11 protein-coding genes and 1 pseudogene are annotated in these 18,404 nt (G+C 69.4%); 6 read left to right on the forward strand and 6 right to left on the reverse strand.

Translation table 11 applies throughout. The features are described 5' to 3' along the window. Nucleotides 1-31 precede the first annotated feature (31 nt). Nucleotides 32-1,354, forward strand: coding sequence for an MFS transporter (locus Aph01nite_RS11580; protein WP_204040823.1), 1,323 nt, complete (start codon nucleotides 32-34; stop codon nucleotides 1,352-1,354). Nucleotides 1,355-1,369: 15 nt separating this feature from the next. Next, on the forward strand, nucleotides 1,370-2,377 hold the full coding sequence (locus Aph01nite_RS11585) for an enolase C-terminal domain-like protein (RefSeq protein WP_204040824.1): 1,008 nt from the start codon (nucleotides 1,370-1,372) through the stop codon (nucleotides 2,375-2,377). Nucleotides 2,378-2,382: 5 nt separating this feature from the next. On the opposite strand, the gene Aph01nite_RS11590 is transcribed toward Aph01nite_RS11585, so the two are convergent. Both Aph01nite_RS11590 and Aph01nite_RS11595 read right to left on the reverse strand, forming a co-directional pair. Next, nucleotides 2,383-3,768, reverse strand: coding sequence for an LCP family protein (locus tag Aph01nite_RS11590; RefSeq protein ID WP_239161594.1), 1,386 nt, complete (start codon nucleotides 3,766-3,768; stop codon nucleotides 2,383-2,385). A 173-nt stretch (nucleotides 3,769-3,941) separates the two neighbouring features. Further along, nucleotides 3,942-5,420 (reverse strand): alpha/beta hydrolase family protein, encoded by a 1,479-nt coding sequence (locus Aph01nite_RS11595; protein WP_204040826.1) that lies wholly within the window; start codon nucleotides 5,418-5,420, stop codon nucleotides 3,942-3,944. 147 nt (nucleotides 5,421-5,567) lie between these two features. Between Aph01nite_RS11595 and Aph01nite_RS11600 the strand changes: the two genes are divergently transcribed. Together Aph01nite_RS11600 and Aph01nite_RS41335 are read left to right on the forward strand one after the other, a co-directional pair. Further along, nucleotides 5,568-6,659 (forward strand): exonuclease SbcCD subunit D, encoded by a 1,092-nt coding sequence (locus Aph01nite_RS11600; protein ID WP_204040827.1) that lies wholly within the window; start codon nucleotides 5,568-5,570, stop codon nucleotides 6,657-6,659. 92 nt (nucleotides 6,660-6,751) lie between these two features. Further along, nucleotides 6,752-7,228 (forward strand): annotated as a pseudogene (locus tag Aph01nite_RS41335) (AAA family ATPase); the annotation flags it as partial. A gap of 168 nt (nucleotides 7,229-7,396) precedes the next feature. On the opposite strand, the gene Aph01nite_RS41340 reads toward Aph01nite_RS41335, so the two are convergent. Beyond that, entirely contained in the window at nucleotides 7,397-7,861 is a 465-nt protein-coding gene (locus Aph01nite_RS41340; RefSeq protein WP_239161608.1) for a hypothetical protein, read from the reverse strand. A 291-nt stretch (nucleotides 7,862-8,152) separates the two neighbouring features. Here Aph01nite_RS41340 and Aph01nite_RS41345 point away from each other — a divergent pair, with 291 nt between their 5' ends. Further along, nucleotides 8,153-11,221, forward strand: coding sequence for an SbcC/MukB-like Walker B domain-containing protein (locus tag Aph01nite_RS41345; RefSeq protein ID WP_507762530.1), 3,069 nt, complete (start codon nucleotides 8,153-8,155; stop codon nucleotides 11,219-11,221). A 19-nt stretch (nucleotides 11,222-11,240) separates the two neighbouring features. Further along, nucleotides 11,241-11,618 carry a nuclear transport factor 2 family protein gene (locus tag Aph01nite_RS11610; RefSeq protein ID WP_204040829.1) on the forward strand — a complete coding sequence of 126 codons (378 nt, stop codon included), beginning with the start codon at nucleotides 11,241-11,243 and terminating at the stop codon, nucleotides 11,616-11,618. Between the two features lie 754 nt (nucleotides 11,619-12,372). Here the strand turns inward: Aph01nite_RS11610 and Aph01nite_RS11615 are convergent. From Aph01nite_RS11615 to Aph01nite_RS41350, 3 genes are all read right to left on the reverse strand, one after another. Beyond that, entirely contained in the window at nucleotides 12,373-13,539 is a 1,167-nt protein-coding gene (locus Aph01nite_RS11615; RefSeq protein ID WP_204040830.1) for a helix-turn-helix domain-containing protein, read from the reverse strand. 42 nt (nucleotides 13,540-13,581) lie between these two features. Next, nucleotides 13,582-16,629, reverse strand: coding sequence for a coiled-coil domain-containing protein (locus Aph01nite_RS11620; protein ID WP_239161595.1), 3,048 nt, complete (start codon nucleotides 16,627-16,629; stop codon nucleotides 13,582-13,584). 737 nt (nucleotides 16,630-17,366) lie between these two features. Further along, nucleotides 17,367-18,401 carry a hypothetical protein gene (locus tag Aph01nite_RS41350; protein WP_239161596.1) on the reverse strand — a complete coding sequence of 345 codons (1,035 nt, stop codon included), beginning with the start codon at nucleotides 18,399-18,401 and terminating at the stop codon, nucleotides 17,367-17,369. Nucleotides 18,402-18,404: the final 3 nt, after the last annotated feature.

Here is an 18,404-nt window from a genome sequence, read left to right on the forward strand (position 1 = left end):
TTCAGTGGTGTCTTCGACGGAACGAACGCAGATGTTCGACCAGCGGTACCGGGCGCTCAGCATCGGCATGGTCGCCCTGTTCATGCTGGTGGCGTTCGAGTATCTCGCCGTGGCGACGGCCATGCCGGCGGTCGCGGCGGAGCTCAACGGCAACCACCTGTACAGCCTGGCCTTCAGCGGCGGCGTCGCGGCCGCCCTGATCGCCACCGTGCTGGGCGGCAGGTGGGGTGATGTGCGGGGGCCGGGAGCGCCGCTGTGGACGGGTCTGGTCGCCTTCCTGGCGGGCCTGACCTTGGCGGGGGCCGCGCCCGTCATGGAAGTCTTCCTGCTCGGGCGTTTCCTGCAGGGCTTCGGCGGCGGCATGTTCGACGTCGCGATCTACGTCCTGGTCGGCCGGATATATCCGGCGGCGATGCATCCCCGGGTGTTCTCGCTGCTGGCCGCCGCCTGGGTGCTGCCCTCGGTGGTCGGCCCGGCCATCACCGGGTTCGTGACCGAGCATTTCAGCTGGCGGTGGGTGTTCCTCGCGGTCCCGATCCTGGCCGCCCCGGCGGTGTTCGCCCTCTGGCGCGGGCTCGCCGGGACCGCGGGACAGCAGCAGGAAGCGGTGACGGAGGAACCCGCCGACACCACCGACGGAGGGTTCCGGCTGCGCGTGGCCATGGGGGTCCTGGCCGCGATCGGCGCGGGCCTGCTCCAGTACGGCAGCGGATCCGAGAACTTCGTCCTGATCGCGGCCGGGCTCGTGGTGCTGGCGGCATCGCTGCCCCGGCTGCTCCCGCCGGGCACGATGCGCGCGGCGCGTGGACTGCCCTCGGTCGTGGCGCTGCGCGGCATCGCCGCCGGCTCCTTCCTCGCCGCCGAGGTGCTGGTTCCCCTGGTGCTGTTCGACGTGCGCGGGCTCTCCCCGGACCAGGGCGGCATCGCGCTCACCGGGGGAGCGCTGTTCTGGTCGCTGGGGTCGTGGATCCAGGGGCGCAAGCCGTACCGGCGGAAGAGCTTGCTGGCGTGGGGATGCGGGCTGATCGCGCTGGGGATGGCGGTGACCGCGCCGATCGTCGTGCCGGAGGCGCCGGTGTGGCTGGCGTTCGTGGGCTGGTCGGTGGCGGGGCTTGGAATCGGTGTGGTCTATCCCGTGCTGTCGGTCCTGGTGCTGGAGCTGTCGGCACCGGGGGAGCAGGGCAAGAACAGCGCGTCGCTGGCCGTCGGCGAGTCGGTGCTGACCATTGTCGCGATCGCCGTCACCGGCGCGATTTTCACCGTGTCCGCCGCGTACGCGCTGTGCTTCGCGCTGCTCGTGACCATGGCCGCGGCCGGAGTTCTGCTCGCGGGACGTGTCACCATGGAAGTCTGAGCGAGGGGGAATCACGTGCCGCGTGTCCGCGAGATCGAGGTGTTCCGGCTGGTCCTGCCCTATGGGCGGCGGCCGGAGAGCATCCTGGTCAAGTTGACCGACTACGGCGGCATGACCGGATGGGGCGAAGTCGTGCATCCGGGTCCGAAGACGTGGACGGCTCTGGAGGAGACCCTCGGTCCGGCCCTGCTCGGGGTGGACTGGGAGCATCCGGGGGAGCTGGGCGGCGTTCCCGGCGGGTCGGCCGCCGACATGGCGTGCTGGGATCTGTGGACGCGGCTGATCGGTGTGCCGCTGGCCCATGCGCTGGGCGGGAGCCGTACCTCGCTGATGGCGACCGTGCGGCTGAGCGCGGACCGATCACTGGAGAACATGGTCACCCGCGTCAACCGGCACGTCGGCGCCGGATACGGGCATGTCACGCTCGACGTGCATCCGGGCTGGGACGTGGAGCCGGTGCGCGCCGTCCGATCGGCCTATCCGGCACTGGCCCTCGCGGTGGACGGGCGCGGCGAGTACACCGAGATCGCCCAGCTGGAAGCCCTGGACTCCTACGGCCTGGCCGGGATCGAGCGGCCCTTCGCCGACCTGGTCACCAGCGCCGAGCTGCAGGCACGGGTGTCGTGCCCGGTCGCGGTCGAGGCCGCCTCCGTCCAGGAGCTGGACGAGGCGATCGCCATGCACGCCGGCGGCGCGCTGCTGCTGCGGCCTTCCCTGTTCGGCTCCCTCGGCGCGGTCCGGCGAGCGCACGACCGCGCCGTCGAAGCGGGCTGGGACATCACCTGCGCGGACGGCCGGGGCGCCGGTCTGGCCAGGGCCGCCACGGTCGCGGTCGCCAGCCTGCCCGGCTGCACCCTGCCCAGCGACGTCACCGAACCGCCGCGGAACGCCCAGATCGTCGACCCGCCGGTGGGCGCGTCCGGCGGCGTCGTCGCTGTCCCGCTCACCCAGCCAGGACTCGGCCACAACATCGACGAGGACCGGGTGCGGCGCATGGCCTTGGACACCTTCCTCCTGCGCTGACGGCCTCAGATACCGTCGCAGCCCTCTTTGAGCTGCTCGGGCCCGGTGGGGGTCGCCGCAGGCGTGGCGGGCATGGTCGGAGTGGCCACGGCCGTTACGGTGGGCTTGGGGGTTTTCGCCGGGGGCTGTCCTGATTTCTTCAGCGCCCGCGCGGCCACATCCCGGATCAGATCCCAGTCCGGATAGCCCGTGTGGATCAGCGGGGGAATGAACTGCACACTCGTCAACTGTGCGTTCTTCGCCTTCGCCGCCAGCGGCACCAGGTGCTCCAGCATCCCGCGCGGTACATCCGTCTGGATCATGCCCTCGGTGGCCTGCGCGATCCGGTTGAACCTTGTCAGCACCTTCGCCGGGTCGGTCTGGCTGATCAGCGCGTTGAAGACGCACCGCTGCCGGCGCATCCGGGTGAAGTCATCGCTGAACGTCCGCGAACGCGCGAACCACAGGGCCTGCGCGCCGTCGAGCCGCCGGGTGCCCGCGCGTACCAGTCCTTCGTTGTAGCGGCCGAAGACGACGTCCCGGTCGACCGTGATCACCAGGCCGCCCAGGGCGTCGATGATCCGGGCGAATCCCCAGATGTTCACCAGCGTGTACCAGTCAATCTTCAATCCGAGCGTGTAGCCGACGGTCTCCTTGAGCGTCTGGGCGCCCATGTTCTGCCGGCCGCCGAACAGCTCGGGATGCTGGTTCGCGTACTCCCAGACGGAGAAGAGCAGGTCCTCCCGCGCGCCGCCGGGCCCGACCGGCAGCCGGAACCCGTCGGGAAAACGCGAGTGCATCGGGGTTCCGGGCGGGAAGCGCACGTCCTCGAGGTTCCTCGGCAGGCTGAACAGGACCGTGTCGCCGGTCTTCACGTTCACGCTCGCCACGTTCACACTGTCGGTCCTGATCCCGATCCGGTTCTGGTCCCAGTCCCCGCCGAGCAGGAGCACGTTCACCCGGTCGCGCCCGGCCCACGGGTCCCCGATCGGCCCCGACGAAATGCCGAACACCCGTTCGAGCGTACGCTGCGAGACCGACGCGTACTGCGCCGTCACCGCGAACGGCAGCGCCGTCACGATGGCCAGGAATCCGGCCGTCGCCCCCGTGACGATCTGCCACCGCATCGGCAGCCGCCACGGCTTCAGCACCACGAACGAGTGCACGATCAGCGCGAACCAGGCCAGCGCGGCGGCCCACGCGACCACGCTGATGGCCGTCAGCCAGCTCAGCGCGCGCCCGGCCAGCCCCGCGTCCGCCCGCGTCACGATCGCCAGGCCCGTGAGCACGATGCCCAGGTACGTCCCCAGCAGGGCCAGTCCGGTACGGGTCCACCCCGCCCGCAGATGGGCCGCGCCGGGCAGCACGGCGGAGAGCGCGAGCCACCCGATCACTCCCGCTGGCTTCTTCACGTCCACCCCGACTGGAATCATGGATTGCGCCGACCGTGACGCACGGTGTCGTCACGATTACATTGAAGCGCGGGATGGGCCGTCACGCCTTTGCCTTTGCGATGCATGTGCGATGCATGGCGAGTTCATCGGCAGGTTTGACCACGCCGATGCCCCCTAATCGGGGCATTTCCCTACCAGGGGAAGGCGAACAGGCCGTAGTAGGCGGCCGTCACCAGCAGCAGCCCGGTGCCGCCCAGCACGCCGATCAGCGTGATCTGCTGCCACCGGGACGGCCGCCACCCGTTCCGCAGCCCGACGATCAGCGCCCCGGCCGCGCCGACCTCCTGCGCGAGGATCAGTACCGCCAGCAGCCGGATCACCAGCCACCCGGACTGTACGGCAGGCCACGCCCCCGCCTGGTTGACCGAGAACAGCACGATCAGCGTGATGAACGCCAGCACCGCGGCCAGCAGGCCGAGCCCGGTCCAGGCCATCCGCCTGAGCCTGCGCCTGAGCACCGGCCACAGCTGCGTGTTCGTCTGATGGCGCAGGTCACGGCCGCGCAGCCGGACCACCATCTCGGTCACGGGCGCGGCCACGTAGCCGACCGCCGCCAGCATGAGGGTGAGGGTGAGGAAGGTGGAGCCGCCGTACCAGGGCGCGGCCGGCACGTCGCTGGCCTGGAAACGCTGCACCGGCGTGGCGCCCGCCATCTTCAGCTGCGGCAGGTGGGGCAGGCCCTGGATCCAGTTCGCCAGCGTCGGCAGGTAGCCGGGCACGAACCGGCCGCCGTTGATGCGCATGGCGTGGTCGGCGCCGGCCAGGAAGCGGATCGTGTAGTCGCTGGTGGGCAGGGAGTTGATCAGCGTCTCGGTGCTCTGCACGAAGGGGATGGAGGGGTCCATCGTGCCGTACAGGGCCAGCGTGGGCTGGGTGATCTTGCTGAGCGCGGGGACGCTGTCGTACCGCAGGAAGTCGAAGCCGACGCCGCCCATCGCGCGGGTGAGCAGGTCGCGTACGCCGGTCGGCGCGTGCAGGCGCTCCAGTTGCTCGTTCAGCGCGAACGCGACCTGCCGCATGGGCGAGACGTTGGGCGAGGAGACGAGCACGGCATAGGCGACGTCGCGGCTCTTGGCGGCGGCGATCGGCACCACCCAGCCGCCCTCGCTCACCCCCCACAGACCGGTTTTGGCCGGGTTCACGTCGGGACGGGCGCGCAGCACGTCGATCATGTGCAGCGCGTCCTCGGCCAGCAGGCCGAAGTCGCGGCTCCGGAAGGAGTACCCGATCGTGCGCTTGTCGTACGCGAGCGTGACGATGCCGGATTTGGCCAGCCATTCGGCCTGTGAGGTGAACTCGTCGCCGGAGCCCGATCCGGAGCCCTGCACGAAGACCATGGCCGGGTGCCGGCCCGGCGTCTTGGGGGAGCGGATCGTGGCGTTCAGCACTTCACCCCGCGCCTGTACGGCGACCCGCTGCACCTGGAAGGGCGCGCTGGTGTCGACCGCACCGTACTCGGCGGCGGGCTGCGCGGGCAGCTCCTGGAACGCGGGCCGGTTGGCCAGCGGAGGCGGATCGAAGGCGGGCGGCGGCAGCAGGTAGCCCAGTATCGCGAGCGTGGCCACAAACACGCCCGCCACGACACTGACCGTGCCTCGGCCAACCATCATCAGGCCGCTCCCCGAGGGACTATCCACATTCCGAGCCGTGCCCTCCTCCTTACTTGCCCACTGATCACAAGATTAAGACATTACGTGTTGCTACCGGCGTGGCAGGGGGCCCGCAATTGTCGGAGGGACCTGTTAACTTCTCGCGACATGCGCTTGCTGCACACGTCGGACTGGCATCTGGGCCGGTCGTTCCACCGGGAGAGCCTGCTGCGCGCGCAGGAGGCCTTCGTCGACCACCTCGTGACCACGGTCCGCGAGGAGCGGGTGGACGTGGTGCTCGTGTCGGGGGATGTGTACGATCGCGCCCTTCCGCCGGTGGACGCGGTGGCCCTGTGCGGCGAGGCTCTGGCCAGGTTACGCGACCTCGGTGTGCACACGGTGCTGATCAGCGGCAACCACGACTCTCCGGTGCGGCTCGGGTTCGGGGCGGATCTGATGGATCGGGTGCATCTGCGTACCGATCCGGGGCGGTCCTGGGTTCCGGTGCTTATCAACGATGTCGGATTTTTCGGCATTCCGTACTTGGAGCCCGAGCTGGTCAAGGGGCTTTGGGAGCTGGCGGAGCGTACCCATACCGCGGCCATCACCCATGCCATGGACCGGATCCGCGCCGATCAGGCCCGGCGCAAGGTGGTGCTGGCGCACGCGTTCGTGGCCGGCGGCGCGGCCAGCGACAGCGAGCGCGACATCACCGTCGGCGGCGTCGCTCATGTGCCGCTGGCGGCGTTCGACGGCGTCGACTACGTCGCCCTAGGCCACCTGCACGGCCGTCAGCGCATGAGCGACACCGTCCGTTACTCCGGTTCCCCCATCGCCTACTCCTTCTCCGAGACCGACCACGTCAAAGGCTCCTGGCTGATCGACCTCGACACCGGCACCACCGAGTTCATCCCGGCCCCCGTGCCCCGCCCCCTCCGCAAACTCCGCGGCCACCTCGCCGACCTGCTCACCCTCGACCCCTCCGACCACTGGATCCAAGCCACCCTCACCGATCCGGTACGGCCCAAGGCCGCGATGGAACGACTCCGCGCCCGGTTCCCCCATACGGTGGACCTGCATTTCGACCCGGAAGGCGGAATCGAGCCGATCGCCCGCGTCGCCCGCATCTCCGGCCGTCCGGAGATCGACGTGGCCCTCGACTTCGTCCGCGAGGTCCGGGGCGAGCCCGCCGACGCCGACGAACGCCGGCTGCTGCAGGACGCGATCACGGCTTACCGGATCAAGGAGGCGAGTGCGTAGGAGGTAGCGGATATGGTCGGCCGGATCGAGGAAGGCCGGCCCGGCAGGGAGTCCCGGACAGGGTTGGCGTGGATCGAGGAGACAACGCGTAGATGAGGCTGCACCGGCTGCGCATTTCGGCCTTCGGGTCGTTTCCCGGCGTCGAGGAGGTCGATTTCGACACCCTCGGTGAGGCGGGCCTGTTCCTCATCCACGGTCCCACCGGCGCGGGCAAGACCACCGTCCTCGACGCCGTCTGCTGCGCTCTGTACGGAATGGTCCCCGGCTTGCGCAACAGCGCCCGTACGTTGCGGTGCGACCACGCTCCGCCGGATCGGGGTCCCGAGGTCCTGCTGGAGGTGACGATCCGGGGGAGGCGGCTGCGCATCCGCCGTTCGCCCGCGTGGCTGCGGCCCAAACTCCGCGGTCAGGGCCTGGTGACCGAGAACGCCAAAGTCGTCGTCGAAGAGCTCAAGGGCGATTGGGTCGCTCTCACCACACGTCTCGACGAGGCCGGAGACCTCATCGGCGGCCTGCTCGGCATGAACCTCGACCAGTTCGCCCAGGTCGCCATGCTGCCCCAGGGCGAGTTCGCCCGCTTCCTGCGCGCCGACGGCGAAGACCGCCGCAAACTCCTGGAACGCCTCTTCTCGGTACGTCTCTTCACCGAAGTCGAGAAATGGCTCGCCGAACGCCGCCGCGAAACCGGCCGCCAGGAGGAGTCCCTGCGTGCCCAGGTGCACGCCGCCGTCAACCAGCTACGCGGCGCGGCCGGTGCCACCCTCCTCGCCGAGACCTCCCTCGACCCCGAATCCGACCCCCTGGAGTGGAGCGCCGCCCTCCTCGCTGCTGCCGATTCCGCCGCCCGCTCGAGCGCCGCCGGCAGTTTGGCGAGCGAATCCATCCTCGCTTCCGCCCGTGCGCGCCTCGACCAGGCGCGCACCCTGGCGGAGCGACGCGGCCGGCACGCCGACGCCCTGCTCCGCCGCGACGAACTCGAATCCACCGCGGAGGAACGCGCCGACCTGGAAACCCTGCTCGCCGAGGCAACCGCCGCCGACCGCGTCCTCCCTCTGATCCTCCAGCACGACCAGCGCACCACCCTGGCTCACGCTGCCGCAACCCGCCTCGAAGCCGCTCTCGGCCAAGTCGCCGACGTCCCCCCGGACCAGCTGGCCGTCCTCGAACAGACCCACCGAAACGAACTCGTCCGCCTCGACCAACTAAAACCAGACGAAACCCGCCTAATCGTGCTACGCGTCACTCAGGCCGAGTCCGCCCAGGAACTCCTCACCCTCGAGAAGACGGACCAGGAGATCGCCGACCGCCTGGCCGTCCTCCCCGACGACCTCCAGGAGGCCACCCACCGCCTCACCACCTCCCGCCACGCCACAACCACCCTCCCCCTCGCCGAATCCACCCACCAAGCAGCCGAATCCACCCTCACCACCGTCCGCCGCCGCGACTCCCTCGCCCAAGCCCTCGCCCAAGCCCAGACAACCCGCCACACCCTCCTGACCACCCTCAAACAAACGGCCCCCCACCTCTTCACCGACACCCCAAACGGTCAGCCCGCCCACTCCTTCAACGACGAGGCGAATCGCACTCCGACCTCACCCGCCCCAACAAAGGGTGAGCTTTCTGCCCCCGTTCGGGATGTGTGGGAGGGACTGGCTGGTCCTTCTCAATCCGTGCAAGACGGTCCGGAAGGCCGGGATGAGGCCGGAGCGCCCGGCGGGCTTTCTGCCCCCGTTCGGGATGTGCGGGAGGGCCTGACTGGACCTTTTCCATCTGTGCAAGAAGGTTTGGAAAGTCGGGATGAGGCCGGAGTACCGGGCGGGCTTTCTGCCCCTATTCGGGATGAGCGGGAAAGCCTGGCTGGACCTTCTCAATCCGTGCAAGACAGTTCGGAAGGCCGAGATGAGGCCGGAGCGCCCGGCGGGCTTTCTGCCCCCGTTCGGGATGTGTGGGAGGGACTGGCTGGACCTTCTCGATCCGTGCAAGACGGTCCGGAAGGCCGGGATGAGGCCAGAGGGCCCGCTGGGCTTCCTGCCGTTGTTCGGGGTGAGTCGGAAGGTGCGGGTCCGGCAGGCATGTCGGGTGGGCCTTCTACTCCGGTCCAGAGTGAGCCGGAAGGTCGAAGCGGAGGTGCTTTCCCTCGGAATGTGGGAGACCAGGAGGGGGTGTCGGATAGATCCCCTGTTGGGGATGAACTGGATATTCGGGGTATCGCTGGGGAGTCGGGTGGGCTGTCCTCTCCCGGTCTTGGGCACGAGATGTGGCCGGGGGAAAGGACTCTCGCCGCGTGGGAGAGGAGTTGCCGGGAGGAGGCAGCCCGATTGCTGGAGCTGGGTGCCGAGGAGGCCCGGCTGGGGGTGGTACGAGATGAGCTGTGGCGGTTGCGAAGCGAGGTCGAGCGTTGCGAGGGCGCTGGGGCCGAGGTCGGGGTGGTGCTGGCCGAGTTGCCCGGGGAGCTCGCGCGGGTGACGGCCGAGTTCGACGAGTTACGGGCTCAGGTGGCGGAGATTCCCGCAGTCGAGGCGCGGAGCCGGGCGGCGAAGGGCCGGTTCGAGGCGGCGCTGCGGCGGGATGAGCTCGCGGCGGAGCTGGCCGAGGCGGAGGAGGTCCGCCGGGCCGCGACCGACGAGGCGCAAGTGACGCTGGACCGGTTGCTGGCGGTCCGGCAGGCGCGTATCGACGGTATGGCGGCAGAGCTCGCGGCCGGATTGGTCGCGGGGGAAGCCTGTGCGGTCTGCGGGTCCGAGACGCATCCAGATCCGGCGGAACCCGCCGAGGACGCCCATGACGCAGAGGACGAAGAGGCTGCCCAGGCGGATTCGGATCGCGCCCAGAGCGCACGGGAGGCTGCGGAATCCCAGGTGGCCGCTGTCGCTTCGCGGCTGGAGTCGGCGGCCGATCTCGCGGATGGGATATCCGTTGGAGACGCGGAAGCGACCTGGACCGCGGAAGAAGAGACGCTCACGGAGTTGCGGACCCTGGCCGCCACGGAAGGCGACTTGACGGCCCGGGTCGACACGCTGCGGGCTGAACTGGACTCGGCCCGTGAGCGGGCGGAATCGTCGGGCCGGGCGCTCGCGGAGCTCCGAGCCGAGGAGAGCGCACTCCTTGCCGAACAGGCACGCATCGTCGCACGGCTCGGCGAGGCCAGCGGCGACGACGCCTCCGTGTCCGACCGGCGAGCCCGGATCGTCCGCGAAGCCGACCTGATCGCTGCCGCGGCGAGAGCCGTCGTGGAAGTCGCCGGTGCTCGGGCCGAATATGTCGCCGTCCGTGACACGGTTCCCGAGGAGCTCACGGAGGCGGCCGCCGTACAGGCGCGTGCGGAGGCAGGGGCCGAACTGGCGCAGCTTCGCATGACCGCCTCGCGCGAACCGGCGGACGCACTCGAGGTCGCCCGGCTGACCGCCGAATTATCGGAACTCGGCGAACAGGCGCGGCAGAACGCCGTCGATCTGGCGTCAGCCCGTACCAGAGCGGAGCAGTTGGCGGAGGACGAGAACCGGCTGGCCCGGGTCATCGCGGCGGCCTGCGGCGACGACCCGAATTTGGACGCGCGCGCCGCCCGCCTCACCGCCGAGGCCGACCTTCTGCGCGACGCGTCGAACGCTCAGCGCGCCGCCGCGTCCGCCGAAGCGGAACGGGAGACCGCCCGCGAGGCCGCCATGCGCGCCGCGCTCGACGCGGGATTCCGCGGCATCGAGGACGCGCGCGCCGCCGTTCGCACCGAGGGCGAAAGAGCGACTCTGACCGCCCGTCTGAACGCCCTCCGCGACGAGCACGCCGCAGTCGCCGCCCTCCTGTCCGACCCCGAACTCCTCGCCGCCGCCGCGGAACCCGCCCCCGACCTCACCGGCCTGACCGAAGCACGTGATCAGGCCGAACGCGAACACGAAGACCGCATCTCCGCCCGCGACCAGGCCCGCGACCGCCACGACCACCTCACCGCGCTCTCCGCTGACCTCTCCGCCGCGGTGGCCCGCCGCGCCCCCGCCGAGGCGGCCCACCGCCTCGCCCGCCGCATGGCCGAACTCGCCAACGGCACATCCACCGACAACCAGTGGGACATGGCCCTCTCCGCGTACGTACTGGGCGAGCGTCTCCGCCAGGTCGTCGACGCGGCCAACGAGCGCCTCACCCACATGTCCGACGGCCGCTACCTCCTCCAGTACGACAAACGCCGCAGCGCCGGCTCCCGAACCCGATCCGGCGGCGGACTGGGCCTCCGCGTCCTCGACGCCTGGACCGGAATCGACCGCGACCCCGCCACCCTCTCCGGCGGCGAAACCTTCATCACCTCGCTGGCCCTCGCCCTCGGCCTGGCCGACGTCGTCACCGCGGAAGCCGGCGGCACCGAAATCGGCACCCTCTTCGTCGACGAAGGCTTCGGCACCCTCGACGAGGACACTCTCGACGACGTCCTGGACATCCTCGACTCCCTCCGCGAAGGCGGCCGAGCCGTGGGCATCGTCAGCCACGTCCCCGAGCTCCGTACCCGGATCCCCACCCAGCTCCACGTCCAGAAGACCCGCACCGGCTCCACGATCAAAACCCGCAGATCATGAACCCACGGACGAGGGACACATGACCGAGGAACTCACCACCTCCCTACGCGAGGCTGAACGCCGCCTCCAAGCAGCCCAACTCGCCGGCGACGCCGACGCCCTCGACGACCTGCTCGACGACCGCCTCATCTACACCGGCGGACCCGACGGCGCCCGCTACACCAAACAGGACGACCTAGAAATCCAGCGATCCCGCAGACAACGCCTCACCAAGGTCGAAGAGGAAGACCTCATCGTCTTCGTCGAAGGCCACACCGGCGTCACCTGGTTCCTCGGCACCCTCCAGGGCACCTTCGCCGGCACCCCGTTCTCCGCCCGCCTCAACTTCACCCGAACCTGGCTCTACACCCCGGACTCCGGCTGGCGCGTAATAGCGGCCCACGCCAGCCCCGCCTGACCCGGTTCTGGCCGGGGTTGGCTGCCGCTCATGCCCGGTGCGATGCCGTAAACCTTGTCCAGCCATTCGTTTAGAGGCTGAGGCCGGGCTCGAAGTTGCCGGTGTACGACCTAGGCCACGGCGTGGCCACCCGTCGTGCTTCGCGGGGGCAGGCGGTCGTGGAACGTCGGTTTCCGTTAGGACCAGGGGCCGAGATCGCCGGCAAGCAGATCGGCCGAGGTGAGTTTCACGCGCATGCGATTGTGAGCACGCAACGTGTCAGGGTAGTGATCGACGCTCTCTGAGCTGGAGACACCACGGGCTAGCAGTTCGCCGAGAACCCCGACCGTGGAGGAGTCGCGCATGTTGTATCGGCGGTCACGGGCGACCGCTCGGGCACCGTGGTCGTCGCTGATGAGTCGGCCGCTGCCGACCTGAGTCAGCAGGTGGATGCTTGCAGCCTCCCCGAGATGGTCGAGGCTGTCGTCATCGCAGCCGACAGCGATCGCGGCACGAATACTCTCGATCGCGACATGGTCGGCTTCGTCAGTGATCTCGATCGGCTGGCCCAGCCAAGCTATCGCCTAGTTGCATGTACGCCCCGCCTGCGGATGGGGAGGCTTCCGCGTGCGCTGCCTGGTCAGTTCTGTCTGTACCGCACGCGTCCACGCGCCGCGTCCGGCGTACCGTTCTCTGAACAGCGTGGCGACCGGTGCGCAGTACGACAGATTGATGATCGCGCAAGTGTCGAAGAGGAAGGCCGCCGAAGTCCGGGTCATAGGTCAGCCAGGTCGTCCTGAACGGCAGGAGGTTTTATGCCGGCGTCGGCGAGATGCGAGAAAAGAATGTCCGGATCCTCGTCGAGCAATGAGCTGAGCACCCCGAGCCCCACGCGGCCGTTCTGGTAGCCATGCTGGGCGGCCATCCACAGGCGGGGTGGAAGGCGTCGGGTCTCGTCGGGGTCGGTCAGATCATGTGGGGTGAGGTCGCCTGCGGCGCGGAGCACATTCGTAGGAGTCTGCGCCAGCCAGGCGTCTCGCTGAGTGTCGCTGAGCAGACGGACGGAACGGTCGGCGAGCCGGTAGATCAGCGCACGATAGCTGACATCGAACTCCCGTATGAGTTCACCGAGCACGTACTCGTCGAGTGGGCGCCCGGCGACTACCTCCTGGAGCCCGTCGGAGGGCATGAGCAATGCGGCAGCGAAGGCGTTCGCGCGCTGCTCCGCGGGGGATTTCACCATGAACACGTCAGCTTCGACGATGACCTCACGAGGGTCGCCAAGGATGTGATGAGCGAGCTCGTGCGCGCCGGTGAAACGCTGGTGTCCTCGCGGATACGAAGAACTCACCAACATGATCGCGATATCTGCGCCGTGTGCGCAGAGGCCGCTGACCGCCTTGCCTATCGGCCAAACCACTGCGTTCAACCCGAAGTGTCGCTCGCAGAGGGCGGACAGGTCCGCGATCGGCGCGCGACCCAGGCCAAGCTCTTCACGGACGATGGCTGCGAGGTCGGTCCCCGCACGTACCGGCGAACCCTCCGCTGGAAGTTCGGCTCCGGCCCGGCGCATGACGGCGGCGCCGGCTGCCGACAGTGAAGCCGGCCGCAGGCCGACGGCGTCGCTCAGTGCGGCCTCGGACTCCAGGAGTTGCCTGACGCGGCGCCGAGCCGGACGGGTCTCGTCCTGGCCCGGCGCGCTCATCACGCGTGCGGCAAGTGCCAGGGTGCCCTTACGAGTTACGCCGAGTACCTCCGCCAATGTGACGCCGAGTATCTCGGCGACGAGTGCCACCTCGCTGACATCGAGCTTCCGGGTGCCATTCTCGATCTTCGACACTTGGGACTTCGTCAGCCCAAGTGCCTGGCCCAGCTCCCCTCCCGTGATGCCTCGCACCGCCCGCAACGCCGCGATACGCGCACCTATCGACTCCTCCTCCATGCAACTGACTCTGCCTGATAGTTTCTAATTTGGCAACTAGGATTATGCGGGGTTTCCCGCGGCCTGGTCGGGGGTTGGGCGGGTTATCCAGGGAGCGAGGGTGTGGACGCGTTCGGGGTGGCGGTCGTGGGCGATGATGATCGGGGGGTCGTTGTACGGGGTTGCGTCGGAGGAGCGGCGGAGTTTGATGTATTGGCCGCAGGCGTCGATGGCGTAGGGCTCCATGTCGTCCTGGAGGGCGCCGATTACGGTGATGCCGTGGGTTTCGCCTATTCGGCGGAATAGGGAGACGGCTTCTCGGCGGTGTTCTTTGCCCAGGTTGCGGCCGAGTTCGTCCAGGACGAGGGTCAGGTGGGTGCCGCCGGAGGAGGCGATGGCGGCCGCGCAGACGAGTTTCACGGCCTTTTCGTCCATCAGGGCGGTGTTGGCGCGGCGGTTGTACGGGACGTAGGTCTGGGCTTCGCCGCGGCGCCATTTGGGGATCACGCGCCAGGACCAGCGCTGTTCCGGGTCGGCGGGGGCGGCGGGGACGGGGAAGTCGAGGGTGGCGCCGTAGCCGCCGTAGCCGGTGTCCAGCTTGCCGAACTCCTCGGCCACGCGGGTGAGTCTGGCTTTGATCGCCTCGGTCAGGGCGGCGCGGTGGACAGCGGTGGACTGGGCGGCCTCTTCGGCGCCTTTGGTCGCGGCCGAGAGGTCGCGGCGGCGGGAGGTCACCTGGGATTCGATCTGGTGGCGCTGGTGGCGTTCGAATTCTTCCTGGCTGCGGAGGTACGACGCGAGTGAGGCGCAGAGGGCGGGAAACGTCGCCAGTTCCTGCGCCGATCGGCCGCTTCGGCGCTCCTTGATGAGGAAGTCGAGTTCCTCGGGGGTTTCGTCGGTTTCGGAGAAGGTGGCGCGAAGAGCGGCGTCGAGATGGCGCTCGGCGGCCCGCCACCATTCGTCGGCGGTCAGGTGGTCGGCGTCGGCCAGCCAGGCGCGTGCCTTCTCCAGAGCGTGGGCCTCCAGAGCGTGGGTCTCCGGAGTGAGGGATACGGGGACGTGGGACGCCGGGGTATGCGATCCGACGGGGTTCGCCGAGGTTGCAGCCGCCTTCGGAGCGGGAGGGTTGCCCAGCCTGTTGGGTGACATGGGCGGCCAGTGGGCGGACCATTCGCTGGCCAGGGCCGGTAGGTCGAGGGCTTGGCGTTCGGCGGTTACCTGGGCGGCTCGGGTTCTGGCCTGGTCGCGTTCGGATTCGAGGCGCTGGCGGCGGCCGTCGAGGCGTTCGACCTCCATGTTGCGGGTTCTGGCGCGGAAGTCGAGCGCGCTCACCTCCTGCTCGGCGGTGTCGAGGGCGGGGGTGAGTTCGGTGATCGTGGTTTGCAGGATGGTGAGCTGGTCGCGTTGGTTCGTCAGGCGCTGGTGGATTTCGGCGAGGCGGACGGCCGCGTCGGCGCCTTCTACTCGGCGCTCGGCTGCGGCCACGCCGTCCTCGGCTTGGCGTACGGTGCGGAGGGCGCGTTCCTGGGTGTCGCGGGCGCGGACCAGGCGTTGCTCGGCGGCCTTGATGCGGGCGTCACGGCCGGTCACCGCCTCTTCGAAGGCTCCCACGACCGTCACGCCCGCCGAACTGACCAGGACTGAGCCGGGCAGGTCCGCGAGGGCGTGGGCGGCGGCGCGCATGTCGCCGGAGTCGACGATCACGGCGAGGTCGTGTGGCCAGCCGCCGGGGGTCGCCAGCGTGTCGTGGGCATGTTCGGCGACGTCCAGCGCGTCGAGGAGGCCGGCTGCCGGGAGACCGGCGGCGGCCAGGGCGTTGAGCTGGGCGGAGGCGGGGCCGCTCTCGGCTTCCTGGAGGGCGGTCTCGGCGGTCTGGGCTTCTCGGTCGGCCACGCCCTGCGCTTTGAGCGCCTCGTTGAGGACACGCCGGGCGTCGGCGAGTTCGGCGTTGGCGGTCGGGACGTCGAGGCCGTCGGCCTGTCGTTGCAGGTCTTCGAGTGCCGGGATCTGGGCGCGTAGTTCGTCGGCGGTGTTCTGGATGACGGCGCGTTCGGTTTCGAGCTTGTTCGCGCGGACTTGGGTTGAGGCGAGTTCGCGGCGGGCGGAGGCCAGGGCTCGGTCGAGCGAGTCGTCCTTCAGGCCGCTGATCTCGGTTCTGACGGCCGCGATGGCGTCGGCGGTGGTGTCGGCGGTGTCCTGGTGGGCCGCGAGTTCCGTGGCGAGGTCGGCGTCTCGGTCCGCGGCGTCGACCAGGCGGCGGGCGAGTCTGCCGCGCCAGAAGCGCAGCGCTTCGGCCAGACGGTCTCTGGCCTGGTCGCGGCGGTCGAACGTGGTGAGCAGGGCCGCCGAGTCGGATTCGAATTCGCGCAGGCGTTCCTCGGCCTGGGCGGCGCGTACCCGTTTGGCGTGTTCGTCGCGGCGGGCTTCGCGTTCCTGGTCGAGTTCCGCGTCCAGGCCGGTCAGGGCGGCGATGGCCTCGAAGATGCGTTCTGGGGAGATCTCGTTCAGGGGTTGGGAGAGGAGGTTCGTGGCGACCTTGCTCCGTACGGAGGTGGAGAGGAACGACACGCAGCGGACGCGGTCGCCGTAGAGCACCCGGGTGAGGTCCCGGGCGACGACGTCGCGGCGGCCCGCGCTCTTCGGCAGTTCCGCCCAGAGTTCGTCGGCTCGGCTGACTCGGTCGGCCTCGGATGCGGCCCTTGCGAGGCATACGCCATCCGTCCAGCGGACTTCGAGATGGGGAGCCTCCTGGTTCACACGTACCCAGACCGTGATGGGCAGACCGGCCGAGGGCACGTCGAAGACGCCGATGATGTAGCCGTGATCGGCGCTGGCCCACTGCTGGTCGCCCTGTGCCGCCAGTTCGGCGTTGAACAACAGCTCGGAGACGGCTTTGGCGCCCGACGCGAACCGCCACTGCTCGTCTCCGAGCAAGGCCGTGATCGCCGCGATGAACGACGACTTCCCCGCGCCGTTCGAGTCCTTGGGCCCCGCCCCCGCCACCACGATCAACGTCCCCGGCACCGTGGGCACCGGATGCGTCGACAACCGCGAAATGTTGATCGCCTGGACGGCGACCAGCACCCGGTCCCCGACCACGTTCTCCGTCACCTGAGGAGTGAGAACGGAGGAAACCGCCCGTGTGCTCCCCGCAGCCATGGTTCGGGCAGGAACGACTGCCCCACTACCCCGCGACGCATTTACTTCCTTCGCAGGGATGCTCTCCCGCTCAACCGCGTCCGCCTCGCCGACGGCGGTAGCGCCCTGGTTAACCGAGACTTCCTCGGTCCCGGTGGTGCTCAGCTCGACGGTATCCGTCTTGCCTGTGGCGATGTCGCTCTGGTCGGCTGCGGTTTCCTTGGTCGCGGTGGTGCTCAGTTTGACCGTGTCCGTCTCGCCTGTGGCGGTGTCGCTCTGGTCGGCTGCGGTTTCCTTGGCCGCGGCGGTACTCAGTTCGACCGTGGTTCTCTTGCTCGGGGCGGTGGTGTCCTGTCCGGTCATGGTCGCGTTGTTCGCGGGGGTGATGTCTTGTCCGATGGGGGTCGCGGCGTTCGCTTTATCCGAGTCGGCTGATTGCGGGGTTTCGTCCTGTCCCGCGAATGGGGATCCAAGGTCGGAGCTGGCGGTCGCCGAGGGAGTCGGTTTGGTCGTTGCGGAACGGTTGGTCTTGGTTCGGCGGGTTGCGGTTTCGCGGGTTGGTTGCGGCAAGGTCGGTACGCCCCTGACGGTGCTCCTAACCGACGAGGCGGTCGAAGGACTGGTCGCCGGGGGGCGTACGGGGGCTGAAGAGGACGGGGTGGGGGTGCCTTCCGTGGGGGTCTGGTTGGTGGTTGGCGGGGTGGGTTCCGTCACTCTGAGCCCCTTGTGGTGGCGGTACGGCGGGAGCGGATGGCGATGGCCAGGGGGGTTTGCGGGCCTGCGGCGAGGATGAGTTCCTCCTGGAGGCGGGCGCGGGCGGCCTGGGTGAGGCGGTGGAACTGCGGGCCGGGAACGTAGCCGCCGGAGACCTCGTCGGCGCCCTTGATCTGGGTGAGGAGGCCGGCGTGGCGGAGGGTCCTGAGGGCGGTGTCCAGTTCACCGATGGGAAGAAGGGTGCGTTTACGCAGTTCCTCCACCGGTACCGGGTACGGCGAGAGCCAGGTGTCCTCGGACAGCAAACCTTCGGAGCGCGGGATGGCCACGGAATGGATGAGCACCAGGGTCAGGACCGCGCGCTCGCCCTCGGACAGCCGACTGTCGTCTGAGGGGACCCCGTCCCGGTAACCGGAGATCCAGGTGTCCCGGCGCTGGATCAAGGTACGGCCACGGCGGGCCAGCATGTCGGCGAGCGTCCGGCGTAGCGCCGGGTCGCGCAGGGCGGCGAACCTCGCCTCATGTACGGGTTCCGCGACGTGCTCGACCACCATGAACGCCGCGACCAGCTCCGCCCGCCGCCGTTCGTCAAACGGCGACAGCAGATCGTCGAGATCCGGAGGGCCGTCCTGCCGGTAACCGCTCACCGGTACCGGCATCGGCACCTGCTCAAGCTCAGAACCTTCGGCCGGCGGGGGAGCGGGCATTCTCCGCATCAGCTCGCGAAGTTGGGCATGCGAGTCCGCAGGCCAGGCCGCACAGCGCGGCCCGAGCTGCACGTACGCCTTGGACAGATCCCCGAGCCGAGCACGCCCACCACGCGCGGCGACATCCGGCCCCGACGTGATGGTGATCCAAGCGGTGTCGTTGAGACGGCGCAACGCACCGACCGCCCAACTGCGCGTGGCGTCGTCCGGACGCCCGGTCAGCGTCCGATAACAGGCGAGAACGGCCGCCGCCGGGACGGCCACACCAGGCCAAGGGTCGGTGGACAGATCGGTCCAGCACACCCGCAAACAGGCGGCCAGCATGCG

Origin of the sequence: Acrocarpospora phusangensis, assembly GCF_016862995.1 — a bacterium.
GTDB classification, from domain to species: Bacteria; Actinomycetota; Actinomycetes; order Streptosporangiales; family Streptosporangiaceae; genus Acrocarpospora; species Acrocarpospora phusangensis.

Bases quoted from the DNA above. Each gene is read 5' to 3' on its own strand.
- Aph01nite_RS11580 (WP_204040823.1), top strand. From the start codon at position 32: ATGTTCGACCAGCGGTACCGGGCGCTCAGCATCGGCATGGTCGCCCTG.
- Aph01nite_RS11595 (WP_204040826.1), bottom strand. From the start codon at position 5,420: ATGATGGTTGGCCGAGGCACGGTCAGTGTCGTGGCGGGCGTGTTTGTG.
- Aph01nite_RS11600 (WP_204040827.1), top strand. From the start codon at position 5,568: ATGCGCTTGCTGCACACGTCGGACTGGCATCTGGGCCGGTCGTTCCAC.
- Aph01nite_RS11610 (WP_204040829.1), top strand. From the start codon at position 11,241: ATGACCGAGGAACTCACCACCTCCCTACGCGAGGCTGAACGCCGCCTC.
- Aph01nite_RS11615 (WP_204040830.1), bottom strand. From the start codon at position 13,539: ATGGAGGAGGAGTCGATAGGTGCGCGTATCGCGGCGTTGCGGGCGGTG.
- Aph01nite_RS41350 (WP_239161596.1), bottom strand. From the start codon at position 18,401: ATGCTGGCCGCCTGTTTGCGGGTGTGCTGGACCGATCTGTCCACCGAC.